Source organism: Bacillus sp. RB3 (assembly GCF_030164735.1).
Taxonomy (GTDB): Bacteria; Bacillota; Bacilli; order Bacillales; family Bacillaceae_G; genus Bacillus_A; species Bacillus_A cereus.
The window spans coordinates 14,069-31,447 of record NZ_JASNGE010000042.1 but is presented as its reverse complement, the minus strand read 5'-3'; the positions used below and the strand labels follow the sequence as shown (position 1 = coordinate 31,447).

The window sequence follows — 17,379 nt, the reverse complement described above, 5'->3', positions numbered from 1 at the left end:
CCTGTGCAATACAGAGTTCAATCCTTAGTAGCTGCTTAATATATTTGTCTAATTTTTTGGGTTCAGTTCATACTGGCAGTCCTTTTTTGGTAGTTTTAGAAATTAAATTATAACATATTAATATACAAATTATAAATATACTTTTACAAAAGATACTATAAGTTTTTTATAATTCTTGATTTCTCAATTTCCATTGCATACTGAATTTTCCTGTAAGTATTAATAACTACCATTAAAATTATCAATCCACTAGATTATTAGAAAAAACTGGTTATCTACATAATTGTTTGGTAAAATATAGATATAATTTAAGAGGGTAAAGTTAATATAGATCAACTAAGTAATGCTAAGAAAATGTTTTATTGCATAAAAAAAGGCTCCATTGCTGGAGCACTCAAAATAAACAAACGAATTAAAACAAGAAACAGACAATTTAACTATATAGATAAAACATAAATAAATCTATATATATGTAAAAATGCATATAAAAACTCTATTTATTGATGCTATAATAGGTTTACTCGATGATTGTTATATTTTTTTATGGTTTTTAAGCAATAAATACCTTCTTAACACCAAGTGTACAAGAAAAGAAGACATCTTAAGTGATGTCTTCTTTTCTTGTATAATAACAACACAATAAAATTAAGATGGTTCAAGTGGGAGGAGATCGCATTAGTAGAAGATTCTTCCAAATAGAAGGAAGCAATGGTGGTAAAAAAGGCGTCTTTGAGTGGATTGTTGAACCAAATGGAAATGTAAGTCATAGAAGATTTATTGAAAATGGTACTGTTACAGGGAAACCAAATCAAGTTCCAAAAAAGTAAAAGGAGAATTATATGGATTTAATAGATTTTAAGAACAAAGGTCTTAAGTATGATTGGAAAACTATTTATACCGGTGTAAATAAAAAATATTTCGAACCGAATGTCATTTCTGATTATGCGGTGGAACTAATGGAAGCCGGTGATGATGAAGCTTTTGTTAATGAACTAGCTTGGGGAATAGATTCTAGTGATTTAGATAAAATTTTGTTTGAAATTAAAGATTTCCACTTTCCTAATCTAGAAGAAAATAGTGAAGAATTACAGAATGAGATAAGTAAACTCAGATTCGTTTACTTATCTAAGTTAAAAGAAAAGATTACTGATGAGGATGAACTATTAAATAGAATTGCAGAGTTTTATGATAGACATGATTATCCTGAAGATATGACAAGTTTTATTACTTATATGCCCCAAGATACCCCAACTACGAAGGAAGATTTGTTAAATAGGTTTTATAAATTTTTGGATTCAGAGAAAAAATTTATTGAATAGCTACTTTGCTAGATTCTGAGGGCAAGAAATGAATTTTTTGAAGAACAAGCCTTCTTTAAGATTGAATATTTCAATGAACCATGTTATCTAGCTTGGAGTAAGTGAAGAGAAAGTTACATATGGAGAATGATCAACAAAAGAGACCTAACATTTGCGGTCTCTTTTGTTGATTTAAATTAAAAAGTATCATTTAAGTGGATGCCCTTTTATACCTCTTACTTTACATACAAATAGGCTTCAATTGCTGATACATAGTATCTTTTATCCTTGCTGTTATGTACTTTGTATTGTGGTGCTCCATTCACAGTTACCTTTACATCAATGGTAAATCCTAATTTTACCTCTAAAGCACCAACAACATCTTTACCCTGCCAAGAAAGAGATTCATCGAGTTCAGATTAACGAAAAACATAGAATACATAATTTTAACTAGATTTATTATTAACTAAATTATCCCCACCACCAAGCTCTGCCTCAATCTGCGAAGTTTTCGATGACTCATCCATACGCCAATACGTAATAAAGCTGATCGCGATACATCCAGCTACGTAGAAGTAGAAGAGTGATTCCATTCCGATACTCTTTAGCCATAATGCGATGAACTCAGCTGTTCCGCCGAATATCGCAACTGTTAGAGCATATGGTAAACCTACGCCGAGTGCGCGAATTTCAGTTGGGAAGAGTTCGGCTTTTACAATTGCGTTAATGGATGTGTAACCAGTAACGATAATGAGACCGACCATCATGAGTAAAAATGCTACGATTGGTTCTGTCGTTTTTTCCATGAAGAAGAAGATCGGTGCTGTTAGTAATGTTCCGAGAATACCGAATGCCATTAATAGTGGGCGGCGTCCAATTTTATCGGATAATAGCCCTGCAATTGGCTGAAGTACGACGAATATAAGTAGTGCGACAAAGTTAATCCAGCTTACAACTTCTTTCGGAAGGCCGACTGTGTTTACCATGAACTTTTGTAAATATGTTGTGTACGTATAGAATGCGACAGTGCCTCCTAATGTTAGGCCGACTACTGTTAATACTGCTTTCGGATGTTTCATAAGAGCGCGAATGGTTCCTGCGCTTTCACGTTTTTGTGATTTTATGTTTGAGAACTGCTCCGACTCATCCATCGTGCGGCGAAGCCATAATACAGCTACTGCGCCCATCGCTCCAATAATGAACGGAATGCGCCAGCCCCAAGCTTTCATATCGGGTTCGCTTAGCAATTGCTGAAGAACAATTTGAACGCCTAACGCAACCATTTGCCCAGCAACGAGCGTTACATATTGGAAACTTGAATAAAAGCCGCGGCGACCACTACTAGCCATTTCAGATAAATATGTGGCAGAAGTTCCGTACTCTCCGCCAAGTGATAATCCTTGTAGTAAACGGGCAAGAACTAAAATAATTGGTGCCATAATACCGATACTTTCGTAACTAGGTGTACAGGCGATAATTAAAGAACCACCGGCCATAACCGTAATGGAAAGTGTTAATGCTGCCCGGCGTCCGTGCCGATCTGCATAGCGTCCCATTAATAAACTTCCGATAGGGCGCATTAAAAACCCAACTGCGAAAATAGCTGCTGTGTTGAGTAACTGACTCGTTGGATCTCCTTTAGGAAAGAACTCTGCTGAGAAGTAAACAGCGAAAGCAGAGTAAACGTACCAATCGTACCATTCAATTAAATTGCCGACAGAACCTTTGAAAATATTGCCGGCGACTCGATTAGATTTTGCTTGAGCCATAATAATTCCTCCTCTTGCTTATAAATAAAATGATAATTATGAAAGCGTGTTCATTATAGTTGAATTGTACTGTCTGTAGAATAAAATCTCAATATTATGACAATTTTATTCTTTTTGTACTTTATGTACATGGTGAGTTTTAATAGTTGCTTCCTTATTCGTTTTGTCATAATAATAGAAAAAGGAGATTGATAGTTTAGAATATTTTATCAAAGGATATGAAGAATGAAGAAATCACGCAAAGTGTCATTGCAAACGAAAATAGTAAGCTTAATTATTACGTTAATTTTATTTGTTGTTCTCCTATTAGCAGGAATATTTGTTTACATTCAGTCCGTTGATACGAAGCGCCAAGTGGAGCAGCTAGCACTACAAACAGCTAAATCTCTTTCTTTTATGCCAGCTATAAAAGATGCTTTTCAAAATAATGAGCATAAAAGTACGATCCAATCCATTGCGGAACAAGTTCGTGAGCAAGCTGGTGCAGATTATGTCATTATAGAAGATCGTTTTGGGGTGGTGTATTCCCATTCTAATTCGGAGTTAATTGGCACAAAGAGTAACAATCCATATAACTATGAAGCACTTACTTTTGGAGGATACTATACGCTCGAAGGAAATGGGGAAAGTGGTCCGGCTTTAATGGCAAAGGCACCCATTATTGTTCATAACGGAGACTACGATCAAGTCGTAGGTGTTGTGACAGTAGAGTTTTTAATAAAAGGTATCGAATCTAACATACTGAGCAGAACGAAAGAAATTATACTCTTTTCCTTAGCTGTATTACTAGCCGGCATTGTTGGTGGCATTCTTTTAGCACGTAGCATTCGAAAAGATACACTCGGTTTGGAACCGAATGAAATCGCGGCGTTATATCGGGAACGAAGTGCGATACTACTATCTATAAAAGAAGGGATTATCGCTATTGATCAAAACGGTTTTATTACGATGATGAATACGTCGGCAGAAGAAATGCTACATGTAAATGATGATTATATGCAGCGGCACATTTCAAAAGTTTTACCAGAATTTAATATGGAAAGAGTGCTAGAAAACGATCAAGAAATCGCATTTCAAGATAAAGTGTTTATTTTAAATAGGACGCCGATACTCGAAAATAATAGTACGGTAGGCGTTGTATGTAGTTTTAGAGATAAAACAGAATTGCAAAACCTTGTTAATACAATATCTGAGGTAAGAAAGTATTCTGAGGACTTACGCGCTCAAACACATGAATTTACAAATAAACTTTTCGTTTTATCAGGATTACTTCAGTTAGGACATTACAAAGAAGCAATTGAATTTATCCAGCAAGAATCTAATATTCATCAAAGCCAAAATCATATTTTATTCCATCAAATTCACGATGCGAAAGTACAAGCTATTTTATTAGGAAAACTCGCAACAGCGTCTGAAAAGAAAATCGATTTTCATATTGAAGGAGATAGCACGCTTCATCCGTTACCAGACCATATAAAGGTTTCGCATCTTATTACGATTCTTGGAAACATAATCGACAATGCATTTGATGCGGTGAATGAACGAGAGGAAAAGAGTGTTTCCTTCTTTGTTACGGATATTGGACACGATATTGTGTTTGAAGTGATAGATAGTGGAGTAGGGATACCAGTTGAAAAAATCACGACCATTTTTCAAAAAGGATTTTCAACGAAAGGAAATGATCGTGGTTACGGACTAGCAAACGTGAAAGAAATGGTAGATCTGCTAGGGGGAACAATTGAAATTCAAAACGAGAAAAATGGGGGAGCTATTTTTACAATTTACCTTCCGAAAACATTGAAAGAAAGTATATGACAAACAGGGGGATGGGTATATGTTGAAGGTTGCAATTGCAGAAGATGATTTCCGCGTCGCGCAAGTTCAGGAAGAGTTTTTATTAAAAATAAAGGATGTAAAAGTGAGCGGAAAAGCATTGAACGCGAAAGAAACGATAGAACTACTACAAAAGGAAGAAATCGATTTACTTCTATTAGATAATTACTTACCAGATGGAATTGGAACCGACTTATTGCCGAAAATCCACGCTGATTTTCCAAACGTTGACGTCATTATGGTTACTGCGGCGAATGAAAACCATATGTTAGAAAAAGCAATTCGAAACGGCGTAAGCAACTATCTTATAAAACCGGTCACGTTAGAAAAATTCGTTCGAACAATTGAAGACTATAAAAGAAAGAAGCAACTATTACATAGTAACAATGAAGTGAATCAAGCACTCATCGATAACTTCTTCGGTACTTCGCAAACACAAGACATAAAAAACTTACCGACAGGTGTGGATCCGTTAACGCTGCAAAAAGTGAAAGGAATTATAAAAGGATTCGAAGGGGGCATTACAATAGAAGAAATGGGAGAACAAATGGGTGCCTCCAGAACAACTGCAAGAAGATATTTAGAATACTTAGTAGCGACCGGCGAATGCACAGTAGAGTACACATACGGCATTATCGGACGACCAGAACGAAAATATCGCATAGGACGAGGGCTATGAAAAAACGATTATTACTATGTATATGGATCATGACAGGAGTAATAGCTGGTTGTTCCTCGGAAAAACCCCATACGAATAAAGTGAACATCGACAAAGTAGAAATTGTTGCTCCAAACGTTCAAGGAGCAGGATGGGACTTAACAGCACGGGCGATGAAAAAAACGCTAACAGAAGAAAAAATCTTCACAAAACCAATCACAGTCACAAACAAAGTAGGTGGCAGCGGTGATGTCGGATGGAAATATACGAAACAAAAAGGCGGTCACGTACTGGCGATTAACTCAAGCTTACTCATAACGAACAACCTACTAGGCCACAGTAAACTAACATATAAAGACTTCACGCCGCTTGCAACACTCGCATCGGACTGGGAAGTTGTTGTCGTATCAAAAGAATCAAACATAGAAAATGCAAATCAACTAATGGAACAACTAAAACAAGACAAGAAAAACTTCAAAATCGGCGTTGCCCCCGGCCTAGGAAACGACGATCACCTATCCTTCGTACAAGTAAGCAAAGCCTTCGGCATAAACCCAGCCGAACTACAATTCTTCGTCTACGAAAACAAAGAAAAAATCATAAACGCCCTAACGAACAAACAAATCAGCGCCGCAACCATGACCCTATCCGAAGCCGAAAAACAATACAAAACCGGCAAAATAAAAATACTAGCCGTATCCGCACCAAAACGCCTAGACCGACTACCAGAAATCCCAACATGGAAAGAACAAGGAATCAACGTCATCTTCCAGCACTGGAAAGGGATTATGGGCCCGAAAGATATGACAGAGGAAGAGGTTGCTTATTGGAATGGTGTTATTAAGAGGATGGTGGAGAGTGAGAGTTGGAAGGGGATTTTGAGGGAGAGGGGTTGGGAGAGTTTTTATAAGGATAGTGGGGAGAGTAGGGGGTTTTTGGAGGAGTGTCATTTTAGGTATGAGGAAATGGTGAAAAAAGAGGCTTAAGAGGGAAGTATTCAATCAGGCTTTATTTTTGTAGTTACTTCTATATAATATAAAAGAGATGAGAGTGTTAGGCTAATTGTATTAAAAGGGCTAGATAGGGATAGATAAAATCTAGCTTACTGATTAAAAATATATTAGTCGTTAAAAGATATAAAAGGCATTTTTCAGTCTATAAAGTGTGGAAACATAAAGTATAGAGTTTCTGTGAGATTTAAGGAGGACATAATGAAGAAAAATATTTATGTTGTTGGAGCAGTAATTGTTCAAGATGAGAAAATTTTATGTGCACAAAGAGGACCATCTAAATCGCTACCTCTTATGTGGGAATTTCCAGGTGGGAAAATAGAAGAGGGAGAAACACCTCAAGAGGCGTTAAAGCGTGAAATTGATGAAGAAATGCATTGTAGCGTGCAGATTGGTGAGCAAATTGATTATACAGCCTATGAGTATGATTTTGGTATTGTTCATTTGAAAACTTTCTATTGTAAACTTGTTGAAGGAAGTCCGGTTCTAACTGAGCACGTAGCAATTAAATGGTTATATCCGAATGAACTAGCAGCTTTAGAGTGGGCACCTGCGGATATCCCGACTATTGAGAAATTATCAAAAGAATCGATTGTAAAGTAATTTGAAAAAAACTATTCGTTTTATACGGATAGTTTTTTATATTTGTAATAAATTTGCACTTTAAATCAGTGAGTAATACAATTAATATAAAAAATTGTCATAAATGGTGATCATATGGAGAATTTTATTCAAAAATTAGAGGGGTCTTTATATAAAGGGTTTATTGATCAAAAACATAATCATCCTGGAATATATAAGCCGAAATTATTAGTAAACAATACGAAAAAAAATGAAAATGTTTTAAGCTCATTATTGGAGGAGCTAGAAAATAGTACATCTTTTATTTTCTCAGTAGCTTTTATTACAGAAAGCGGGCTAGCGACTTTAAAATCACATTTCCTTGATCTTAAACAAAAAGGGGTTAAAGGACGTATATTAACATCTACATTCTTAAACTTTAATACACCAAAAGTGTTTAGAGAGTTAATGAAACTTGAAAATGTAGAAGTAAGATTAACAAATTTATCTGGTTTTCATTCAAAGGGATACATATTTGATAACAAAACACATTGTTCATTAATTGTCGGTAGTTCAAATCTGACTGCACATGCTTTGAAGGTAAACTATGAATGGAACGTTAAGTTAACATCGCATGAAGATGGAGAGATTGTTCAGCATTTCAAAAACCAATTTGAAGAAGTTTGGGAGCATTCTCAAGTATTAACCGAAGAGTTGATTGCAAATTACGAAACAATATATGAGCAAGCTGCAGAAAATAAGTTACTAGATCGAGTTATAGAATTACCTGGTCAATATCATAATTCAATTGAAGAAGCTTTGAAAATTACCCCAAATAAAATGCAACAAGCTGCGTTAAAAGAAATACAAGCTATTCGAGACGCTGGAAAAGCAAAAGGCTTAGTTATTTCCGCAACAGGAACGGGTAAGACATATCTTTCAGCATTTGATGTCAGAAATTTTGCGCCTAAACGGATGTTATTTATTGTTCACCGAGAGCAAATATTAAATAAAGCGAAATCAGATTTTCAAAAAGTTCTTGGTGGAGCCGATGAGGATTTTGGAATTTTATCAGGATCAAATAAGCAAATGAATGCTAAATATTTATTTGCGACAATCCAGACTATTTCAAAGGAAGAAAATTTACATCAATTTGATCCTGGGCTATTTGATTATATTTTAATAGATGAAGTTCATAAAGCTGGTGCTAGTTCTTATCATAGAGTTATTGATTATTTTAAACCGAAATTTTTAATGGGAATGACTGCTACGCCTGAACGTACAGACAATTTTAATATTTATGAGCTATTTGATTACAATATTGCTTATGAAATTCGATTGCAAGAAGCACTTGAAGAAGATATGCTTTGTCCTTTTCATTATTTTGGAGTAACTGATTTTGAATATAATGGTAAAAAGATAGATGACACTACTGCTTTATCTAAACTTGTTACGGAAGAGCGAGTGGATCATGTAGTTGAAAAAGTAAAATACTATGGTTATTCTGGTGAGAAAGTAACAGGATTAATGTTTTGCAGCCGAAAAGATGAGGCAGAACAATTATCATATGCCTTAAATAATAGAGGTTTTCGCACATTTGCATTAACCGGCGATCATTCCCAAGAGGAAAGAGAACTGCGGGTGAATCAATTAGAAAATGGCATACTGGATTATATTTTAACAGTAGATATTTTTAATGAAGGAATTGATATTCCAAGTGTTAATCAAGTTGTCATGTTAAGACAAACTCAATCAAGTATTATCTTTATACAGCAACTGGGGCGTGGACTTCGAAAACACGATTCGAAAGATTTTGTTACGATTATTGATTTTATTGGAAACTATAAAAATAACTATTTAATTCCGATTGCCCTTTCAGGAGATAGATCACAAAATAAAGATAATATACGTAGATATACAAATGACACGAGTTATATTAAAGGTATTTCAACAGTTAACTTTGAAGAGATAGCGAAAAAGCAGATCTTTAGAGCGATTAATAATAGCAATTTAACAGCTATGAAAGTATTGAAGGAAGCTTTTGCTGAGTTGAAAAATAGAATAGGAAGAACTCCATATCTATATGACTTTATAGTAAACCACTCTATTGATCCAGTTGTACTTGCAGAAGGATATGCGAACTATCATCAGTTCTTATTGAAAATGAAAGAAGATGTCCCTGCATTAACAGAGTACGAAAATAAAGTTTTAACGATGTTTTCATTGGAAGTATTGAATGGAAAACGTAAAAACGAAATCGTTTTGTTAGACTTATTATTAAAGCAAGAAAAAGTTGATAAGGATGAGTATATAAAACAACTTGAAGAATCTAATTGCCTAACAGATGATGCTACGATTACTTCTGTGCAGCGGGTGTTTGAGTTATCGTTTTTCACACAGAATAACCAGAAAAAATATGGTGAAAAGCCAATTCTCGCGTTACAAGAAGATAATAAGTACATGTTTAATGATCTAATCCGAGAAAGTTTAGAACAGAATGAATACTTCAAGTACATGGTAATGGACATCATTAAAAGTGCGAAAGAAAAGAACAAAAACTATGAGTGTGATAGTAACCTTACTATATATAAAAAATACTCAAGAAAAGATGCATGTAAACTTTTAAATTGGCACATTGATGAGACTTCAACTATGTATGGCTATAAAACCAAATACGGTACTTGCCCAATATTTGTCACATATCATAAAAACGATGAGGTAGAATCGAGTGTGAATTATGGTGATGAATTCCTTAATCAAGATGTTCTTAAATGGTATACAAGAAGTAATAGAACATTAAAATCAAAGGAAGTTCAAACAATTATTGATGCTAAACAAAATAATATTGATGTCCATATTTTTGTGAAAAAAGATGATGACGAGGGAAGCGACTTTTACTATTTAGGAAAAGCGAAACCTGATAAAGCAAGTGTAGAACAAACTGAAATGCAAGATAAAAATGGAAAAGAATTGCCGGTCGTTACGATGAATATGATTATGGAGAAATCGGTTGATAATAAGCTTTATGATTATTTAAAAGATAGTAATGTTTTGTAGGTAGATTAAAAGTTCAATAATATTATTACTTTACAATAATAAAAAGAAGTTTAAGTTTTTAAAGTAATATCTATATGCAAGATAAGGCTGTATCAAACTAACATCAGAGAATGTTTTAGATATGGCCTTATTTATTGAATTATAATATATTGTTTAAATAGTTATTGTATGCAAATAGAAAGAAAAGTACTAAATCTTGTATAATATAATCAAAAAGTTACAATATTAGCCATGGAGGAATTCAAATGCCAACCTACAACAAATTAGTAAGAGATCGCATACCAGAAATTATCGAGAATAATGGAAGAACATTCATAACTAGAATACTAGATGAAAAAGAATATATAGAAGAAGTGAGTAAGAAAACACAAGAGGAGTTAGCTGAGTATTTAGAGGCTGAAAGTAAAGAACATAAAGTAGAAGAATTAGCTGATTTATTAGAGCTAGTGAATGCATTAGCACAATATGAAGGTGTAACGTTAGAGGCTGTTGAGCAGGTGCGTAAACAGAAGGCTGAAAAACGTGGTGGTTTTCAGGAGAGAATTTTTTTAGTTGAGGTACATGATGACTAATGTACAGCTCGTTACGAATAATTTGATCCATAAGCTAGAGCGCTATATGGATGATGCAAAATCAATATATATTTTAACTTCGTTTGTTATGAAATCGGGGGTAGATGTCTTAGCCCCTCTTTTGCGAAAAGCAGCCGAAAAGAATGTAGATATTAAGGTTTGTACAGGAGATTATTTGTATATTACGCAACCAGATGCTTTAGAGAAATTGTATAAAATTCATCCTGATATTGAGATTCGACTGTGGAGGAGTGCTGGGAAATCATTTCATCCGAAGGCTTATTTAGTTGAGCGTGAGAGCGACGGAGTTATGATTGTTGGTTCTTCTAACATGTCTCGTTCCGCGTTAACAAGTGGCGTGGAATGGAGCTTGCTTGTGAAAGAGAGTGTTGGAGAGGAAGCTTTTTCGGAGGCGATTGATCAATTTTTACATATTCATATGAATGAAGCAACTCAGCCTATCAATATAGAAACAATTAAACAATATCGTAAAGAGTATGAAGAATTTCATACAACTCATTCGAGTTTAGTCCGAACTTGGACAAAGCAAGAAGAGATTGAAATGATGATTCCCTCGGGACAAGAGGATTATACTGCGAGATCAGGAGTAGAAAGTGAATTAGAAGAATCAGCTATATATGAAACAAAGATTGCACCACGCTTTGCACAATTACCTGCATTGGAACAATTAGAGGATGTACTGGAAGAAGGATACAACAAAGCGATGGTTGTTATGGCAACAGGACTTGGTAAGACTTATTTAGCTGCTTTTTTTGCAAAACGTTTTAAGCGAGTTTTATTTATTGCGCATTTAGAAGAAATATTAAATCAAGCAGAAAAATCTTTTCTACGTGTAATCGATAATAAGACTACGGGGATTTATAATGGAAAGAAAAAGGAAGGCGAGAAGGATGTTGTTTTTGCATCTATTCAAACGTTGAGTAGAAAGCGTCACTTAGAAAACTTCTCACCTAATGATTTTGACCTTATTATTGTAGACGAGTTCCATCATGCTGCAGCTAACAGTTATAAAAGAGTGCTAGATTATTTTAACCCTAATTTCTTATTGGGAATAACGGCAACACCAGATCGAAATGATTTTCGTGATATTTATTCGATTTGTGATGGGAACGTTGCATATCGAATTGATTTTATGGAGGCGATTCAGCGTGGATGGTTATCTCCTTTTCACTATTATGGAGTACATGATGATACCGATTACTCACAAATACGTTGGATAGGCAATAAGTATGATCGTGAGGAACTTATGCAAATTCAGTTAAGAGAGGAACTTGCCTTAAATATTTTAGAAGCTTGGAAGAAATATAAGAAAACTAGAACAATTGTCTTTTGCTCTAGTATTAGGCAAGCAGTCTTTTTGTCTACATATTTTAATGAGAACGGTTATAGTACAATTTCACTTCATTCGGAAACAAAACATATTTCGAGAGAAGATGCGATTAAACAGCTGGATAATAATGAACTAGATGCTATTTTCACAGTAGATTTATTTAACGAAGGTGTTGATATTCCATCTGTTGATACACTTTTATTTGTTCGCCCAACAGAATCATTAACAATTTTCACGCAACAAATTGGTCGTGGTTTACGATTGCATGAGCATAAGGAGTATTGTGTTGTGATTGATTTAATTGCAAATTATCGAAATGCAGATATAAAAATGCAAATGCTTCGAGTTGATGATGGAAAGACGAAAGGAAATGGTACACAAAATATATTGCCAGATGGATGTACAGTAGAATTTGAATTAGAAGCAAAGCAGTTATTAGATGAATTACTGAAAAAGAAAATGCCGAGAAAAGAAAAATTGCAACATAGCTATCAAACTGTAAAAATGGATCTTGGACGTCGACCTACATATTTAGAATTACATAAACTTGGTATAGAAGAGAGTAAAGAATATCGCCAAGAGTTTAAATCATATGTTGGCTTTTTAGCATGGAATGATGAATTAACAGAACTTGAAAAAACAGTGTTTTTACATTGTGAAGCGTGGTTGCAAGAAGTTGAAAAAACAGGAATGGCAAAAAGCTATAAAATGCTACTATTGTTAGCGATGTTACAACGCGGAAAAGAGGAATGGTACCATCCTATCTCACCACAAGAAGTTGCACCATTCTTCCATCAGTTTTTAATGGAACAAGAATACCGCAAGCAAATCGATTTTAGTGACAAGCAAGCACAACGTATGTGGGAATATGATGAAGAAAAAGTTAGTAAATTAATTGCTACAATGCCAATGACAAAATGGAGTGGTAGCTCGAAAGGTTTACTATCATTTGATGGCAAATTATTTTCTCTAAATATGGATGTTAGAAAAGAAGATGAAGAGATCTTATTTGAATGGACGAAGGAGATATGTGAATATCGTCTTCATACATATTTTGAAAGAAGGACAGCAACGCTGAAATAAGTGTTGCTGTTTTTAAATTAAAATTCCCCTTGCACCTCCCCCAACGTCACCCCCTAACCTAAAGAAGACAAATCAAAAAGGGGGGACCAAACAACTCATGAAAACCACCACAAAAGAAAAAAGAAACACCATCATTATGCTACTACTCTCAGCCGCAATAGGAATCTTTTCGCCACTACTCATGTACATCACACTGGCACGTAAAAATGGAGTGTACAAATACCATTGCCGAAAGGCGTTCAATTTTCATTTGTTAATCTTTCTTCTATTTAATATTAGTTCGGGTATTAGTGATGTTTTGTTTTGGATTGTGTTTGCCTTTGAGGTCGTTCAAGTGATCATTGTTGCGTGGAAAGTAATACGCGAAGAGCCATATCGTTATTTCATTCGAATTCCTTTATTTAAAGAAGATAAGTATGCAGTGGAAGGAGAATAGATGATGAAACAAGAAGTGGAGATAAGGGGAAAGCGAATTTTTATTATGATTGCAGTGTTGTTTATTGCGATTTATATCGTTTTACGAAAAAGAAAGTATGAGTACTTTTATGATGGTATTAGCGAGTATGAAAACCGTTATAGAGAGAATGTTCCTTTTGTATTGCTTGTTGTAGGTTTGTTTCAATATTGTCGGCAGAATGAGATGAGTTTTTCTCATATGCTTCAGTATGTGAGAGAGAAGTTAGCGGAGTAGGTGATGATATGGCGTGGATGATTAGTGAGTTTGCAAGTGTTGGGGATGTTACGGTGCGGACGCTTCGTTATTATGACAAGATTAATTTATTAAAGCCGAGCGATTATACTGAGGGCGGGCATCGGTTATATACGAAAGATGATTTGTATGTGCTGCAGCAAATTCAATCGTTTAAGCATCTTGGTTTTTCGCTTGGTGAGATTCAAAATATTATATTGCAGCGTGATATAGAGACAGAAGAATTTTTAAGGCAAATGCATTTTCAAAGGGAATTGCTTTTGGCAGAGCAAGAAAGAATTGCGAAGGTGCTTTCGCATATGGATGAGATGATGAAGAAGTTTCAAAAGGAAGAACGAGTGGATGTTGCTTTGTTTTCTTCATTTCTGCAAACCTTCATATGGGAGAAAGAAAATAAGGAATGGTTAGAGGAACACTTTTCAAAGGATAGTGTTCGAGCGTTTTATAACAATAAGGATTTAAAAGAAGAATTTGAGCAACGTTTTATGGATGTAATAGGGAAGTTGAAAAACTATAAGGAAGAAGAGAAGGATCCAAGTCATCATGATGTTCAAGTTACCTTGAAGGATTTTTTCAATTTAATAGAAGAGGTAACGAACTATCTTGATACACCTCAAAGTGATATAGAAGATATAATCCAAAAATCAAACCTCCCACTATCCGAATTTCCAACCCTCTTCACAACCGAAGAAGAAAAATATATAAAAGAAGCAATGAAGCAGTTTAACACCTAGTTAAACTGCTTTTCCATTATAATAGAAGAAAAACCAAACGGAGGGAAATCCCATGTCAACCTACAACAAACTAATCCGAAACAAAATTCCACAAATAATAAAATCCAACGGAAAAACACCCACAACAAGAATCCTACCCGAAGATGAATACATAGAGGAACTATGCAAGAAAACACAAGAAGAACTAACAGAATACATCAAAGCAAAAACAAAACCCGATAAACTCGAAGAACTATCCGACCTACTAGAACTAATAAACGCCCTAGCCGAACACGAAGGCGCAACATTAGAAGAAATCAACAACATCCGAAAAAAGAAAGCAGAAGAACGAGGCGGCTTTTCAAATCGAGTCTTTCTAATCGAAGTAACCGATAACTAGCCCCTTATAAGCCCCTTATAAGCCCCTACCAAGTAATAAATCACTAAGAAAAAACACAACAAAAACAAAAACAACAACAAACACCGTAGTAGTAGTAGTCAAAAAAAATTTAAAATAACACGCCAAAAACCCGGCCAGTCTCCCATATATATTATGAAGAGGTTTTTACTTTTGAACGGAGACGGGAGGAATTAGGATGGCGGTGTATCGTAATGTGCAGGTGAATTTTTGGCAGGATGATTTTGTTTTGGATTTGACGCCGGAGGAGCGGTATTTTTATGTGTATTTGTTAACTTGTTCGAAGACGACGCAGTGTGGGATTTTTCCTTTTCCGAAGCGGTTAGCTGAGATGGAGACGGGTTATAATCGGGAGACTGTTGATAAGCTTGTGCAGCGGTTCATTGATTATGGGAAGATTCTTTATGATGCGGATACTCGGGAGTTATTCGTTTTAAATTGGCTTCGTTATAATCCGGTGACGAATACGAATGTGGAGAAGTGTGTGCTTCGTGAGCTGAAGGGTGTGAAGAATAAGGAGTTTATACATATGTTTCTTCAGAAGTGCGTAGAGGAAGAGCGGAATGTTCCGATGCTTTTAGCGCATTTCGGTATGCCTGATGATTTGACTGTGGATGATGTTGAGCTGATTTGTGAGGAGACAGAGGAAGAAGAAGAGGTTGTAGAGGAAGAAACGGGAAGTCGTGTGTTTTCTTTTTATGAGCAACATTTCGGTAGTTTGTCTCCTTTTGCGATGGAGGAACTGAGTGCGTGGATGGAAGATTTGTCAGAGGAGCTTGTGCTGAAGGCGCTTCAAATTGCGTTTGAGAATAATAAGCGGACGATTGCTTATGTGAAGGGGATTTTACGCGATTGGCATGGGAAGGGATTTACGAAAGTGTGTGAGGTTGAGACAGATACGGCTAAGTTTAGAAAGAAGGAGTCGTCTGTTAGTACGGGGGAGGCGGAGGAGTTTTTGGCGAGGTGTGAGGAGTGGGAGAAGAATGCGCCGTCTGAGGAAGAGTTGCAGCGCTTTTTAGCTGAGCGCGGGTGGCGGCCATGAGTATTCAAAATGTGGAGGCGGAAAAGACGGTGTTAGGTTCTCTATTGCTTGCTGGAGAGCTTATTAAGGAGTGCCGTTTGACGGAGCAGTATTTTTCGATGCCGGTGCATAAGTCTATATTTCAGTTAATGCGAAAGATGGAAGGAGAGGGGCAACCGATTGATCTTGTGACTTTCACTTCTAGGTTGGACCCGAATTTTTTGAAGGGGATCGGGGGAATGGAGTATTTTATAGGGCTAATGGATGGTGTGCCTACTACTAGCAACTTCTCATATTATGAGGGGCTTGTTCGAGGCGCGTGGAAAATGTATCAGGCTGGTGTTCTTGGGCACAAGATGGGAGAGCGTCTTATTGCGGAGAAGAGTGAGAAAGTTATCGGTGAGACGATTACGGCGCTTTGTGAGTTAGAGGAGAAAGACTCTGTATGTGAATTTGATTTGAAGGATGCGTTAGTTGATTTGTATGAGGAGCTTCATCAAGATGTGAAGGAGATTACTGGTATTGAGACTGGTTATACATCGTTAAATAAAATGACGTGCGGATTGCAGGAAGGTGATTTTGTCGTCCTTGGTGCGCGTCCTTCTATGGGGAAGACTGCGTTTGCGCTAAATGTTGGACTACATGCGGCGAAGTCTGGAGCGGCGGTGGGATTGTTTTCGTTAGAGATGAGTAGTAAGCAATTATTGAAAAGGATGGCTTCTTGCGTAGGCGAAGTGTCAGGAGGTAGGCTGAAAAATCCGAAGCATCGTTTTGCGATGGAAGATTGGGAGAAGGTAAGTAAGGCGTTTGCGGAGATTGGTGAGTTGCCATTTGAGATTTATGACAATGCAGGCGTTACGGTGCAAGATATTTGGATGCAAACTCGTAAGTTAAAGAGGAAGCACGGTGATAAAAAGATTTTAATTATTGTAGATTATTTGCAGCTTATTACGGGCGATCCGAAGCATAAGGGCAATCGATTTCAAGAGATTAGTGAGATTTCTCGTAAGCTTAAGGTATTAGCGCGTGAATTAAATGTTTGTGTAGTAGCACTGTCACAGTTATCTCGTTCTGTAGAGTCACGGCAAGATAAGCGTCCTCTTTTATCTGATTTAAGAGAGACCGGACAAATTGAGCAAGATGCGGATGTCATTATGCTTATGTACCGCGAAGATTATTACGATAAGGAAACGAAGCAGAAAGAGATGACGGAGATTCATGTGGCGAAGCATCGGAATGGGCCTGTGGGGAGTTTTAAATTGAGATTTTTGAAGGAGTTTGGGCGGTTTGTGGAGGGGAAATAGTAAAAAGGCTGGAGCATCACTT

At 36.0% G+C, this 17,379-nt stretch carries 16 protein-coding genes and 1 pseudogene; 15 read left to right on the top strand and 2 right to left on the bottom strand.

Annotated features, from left to right (window positions below; translation table 11 throughout):
• The first annotated feature begins 659 nt into the window (after positions 1–659).
• Both QO049_RS27750 and QO049_RS27745 read left to right on the top strand, forming a co-directional pair.
• Complete coding sequence (locus QO049_RS27750) at positions 660–827, top strand: hypothetical protein (RefSeq protein ID WP_227599644.1); 168 nt, start codon at positions 660–662, stop codon at positions 825–827.
• A gap of 12 nt (positions 828–839) precedes the next feature.
• The gene (locus tag QO049_RS27745) at positions 840–1,319 is read left to right on the top strand and encodes a DUF2247 family protein (RefSeq protein WP_000364132.1); all 480 of its coding nucleotides are present in this window, start codon (positions 840–842) and stop codon (positions 1,317–1,319) included.
• A 215-nt stretch (positions 1,320–1,534) separates the two neighbouring features.
• On the opposite strand, the pseudogene QO049_RS31025 reads toward QO049_RS27745, so the two are convergent.
• Together QO049_RS31025 and QO049_RS27740 are read right to left on the bottom strand one after the other, a co-directional pair.
• Positions 1,535–1,705, bottom strand: a pseudogene (locus tag QO049_RS31025) (N-acetylmuramoyl-L-alanine amidase); the annotation flags it as partial.
• Between the two features lie 39 nt (positions 1,706–1,744).
• The gene (locus tag QO049_RS27740) at positions 1,745–3,067 is read right to left on the bottom strand and encodes an MFS transporter (RefSeq protein ID WP_246962168.1); all 1,323 of its coding nucleotides are present in this window, start codon (positions 3,065–3,067) and stop codon (positions 1,745–1,747) included.
• A 225-nt stretch (positions 3,068–3,292) separates the two neighbouring features.
• Here QO049_RS27740 and QO049_RS27735 point away from each other — a divergent pair, with 225 nt between their 5' ends.
• The 13 genes from QO049_RS27735 (at position 3,293) to dnaB (ending at position 17,357) form a co-directional block, all read left to right on the top strand.
• The gene (locus QO049_RS27735) at positions 3,293–4,882 is read left to right on the top strand and encodes an ATP-binding protein (RefSeq protein ID WP_246962171.1); all 1,590 of its coding nucleotides are present in this window, start codon (positions 3,293–3,295) and stop codon (positions 4,880–4,882) included.
• 19 nt (positions 4,883–4,901) lie between these two features.
• Positions 4,902–5,579 carry a response regulator gene (locus QO049_RS27730; RefSeq protein ID WP_000921572.1) on the top strand — a complete coding sequence of 226 codons (678 nt, stop codon included), beginning with the start codon at positions 4,902–4,904 and terminating at the stop codon, positions 5,577–5,579.
• Positions 5,576–6,544: a tripartite tricarboxylate transporter substrate binding protein gene (locus QO049_RS27725; protein ID WP_087948025.1), complete on the top strand. Its 969-nt coding sequence runs from the start codon at positions 5,576–5,578 to the stop codon at positions 6,542–6,544. Before QO049_RS27730 ends, QO049_RS27725 begins: the two co-directional genes overlap by 4 nt.
• A 225-nt stretch (positions 6,545–6,769) precedes the next feature.
• Positions 6,770–7,171, top strand: a complete 402-nt coding sequence (locus QO049_RS27720) for a (deoxy)nucleoside triphosphate pyrophosphohydrolase (protein ID WP_000739608.1) — start codon at positions 6,770–6,772, stop codon at positions 7,169–7,171.
• A 114-nt stretch (positions 7,172–7,285) separates the two neighbouring features.
• A complete protein-coding gene (locus tag QO049_RS27715; protein ID WP_098280412.1) occupies positions 7,286–10,186 on the top strand; it encodes a DEAD/DEAH box helicase in 2,901 nt (966 codons plus the stop codon).
• A gap of 245 nt (positions 10,187–10,431) precedes the next feature.
• On the top strand, positions 10,432–10,758 hold the full coding sequence (locus QO049_RS27710) for a nucleoside triphosphate pyrophosphohydrolase (protein WP_246962174.1): 327 nt from the start codon (positions 10,432–10,434) through the stop codon (positions 10,756–10,758).
• Entirely contained in the window at positions 10,751–13,192 is a 2,442-nt protein-coding gene (locus tag QO049_RS27705) for a DEAD/DEAH box helicase family protein (RefSeq protein ID WP_246962176.1), read from the top strand. The genes QO049_RS27710 and QO049_RS27705 overlap by 8 nt, the downstream gene beginning before the upstream one ends.
• A 97-nt stretch (positions 13,193–13,289) precedes the next feature.
• Complete coding sequence (locus QO049_RS27700) at positions 13,290–13,628, top strand: magnetosome magnetite crystal formation protein family (protein ID WP_000859132.1); 339 nt, start codon at positions 13,290–13,292, stop codon at positions 13,626–13,628.
• 3 nt (positions 13,629–13,631) lie between these two features.
• Positions 13,632–13,883 carry a hypothetical protein gene (locus QO049_RS27695; RefSeq protein ID WP_000808317.1) on the top strand — a complete coding sequence of 84 codons (252 nt, stop codon included), beginning with the start codon at positions 13,632–13,634 and terminating at the stop codon, positions 13,881–13,883.
• An 8-nt stretch (positions 13,884–13,891) separates the two neighbouring features.
• Positions 13,892–14,635 (top strand): MerR family transcriptional regulator, encoded by a 744-nt coding sequence (locus QO049_RS27690; protein ID WP_000312434.1) that lies wholly within the window; start codon positions 13,892–13,894, stop codon positions 14,633–14,635.
• Positions 14,636–14,687: 52 nt separating this feature from the next.
• The gene (locus QO049_RS27685) at positions 14,688–15,014 is read left to right on the top strand and encodes a nucleoside triphosphate pyrophosphohydrolase (protein ID WP_000109204.1); all 327 of its coding nucleotides are present in this window, start codon (positions 14,688–14,690) and stop codon (positions 15,012–15,014) included.
• 196 nt (positions 15,015–15,210) lie between these two features.
• A complete protein-coding gene (locus tag QO049_RS27680; protein ID WP_284489679.1) occupies positions 15,211–16,074 on the top strand; it encodes a DnaD domain-containing protein in 864 nt (287 codons plus the stop codon).
• Positions 16,071–17,357: a replicative DNA helicase gene (gene dnaB, locus QO049_RS27675; protein WP_284489678.1), complete on the top strand. Its 1,287-nt coding sequence runs from the start codon at positions 16,071–16,073 to the stop codon at positions 17,355–17,357. Before QO049_RS27680 ends, dnaB begins: the two co-directional genes overlap by 4 nt.
• Positions 17,358–17,379: the final 22 nt, after the last annotated feature.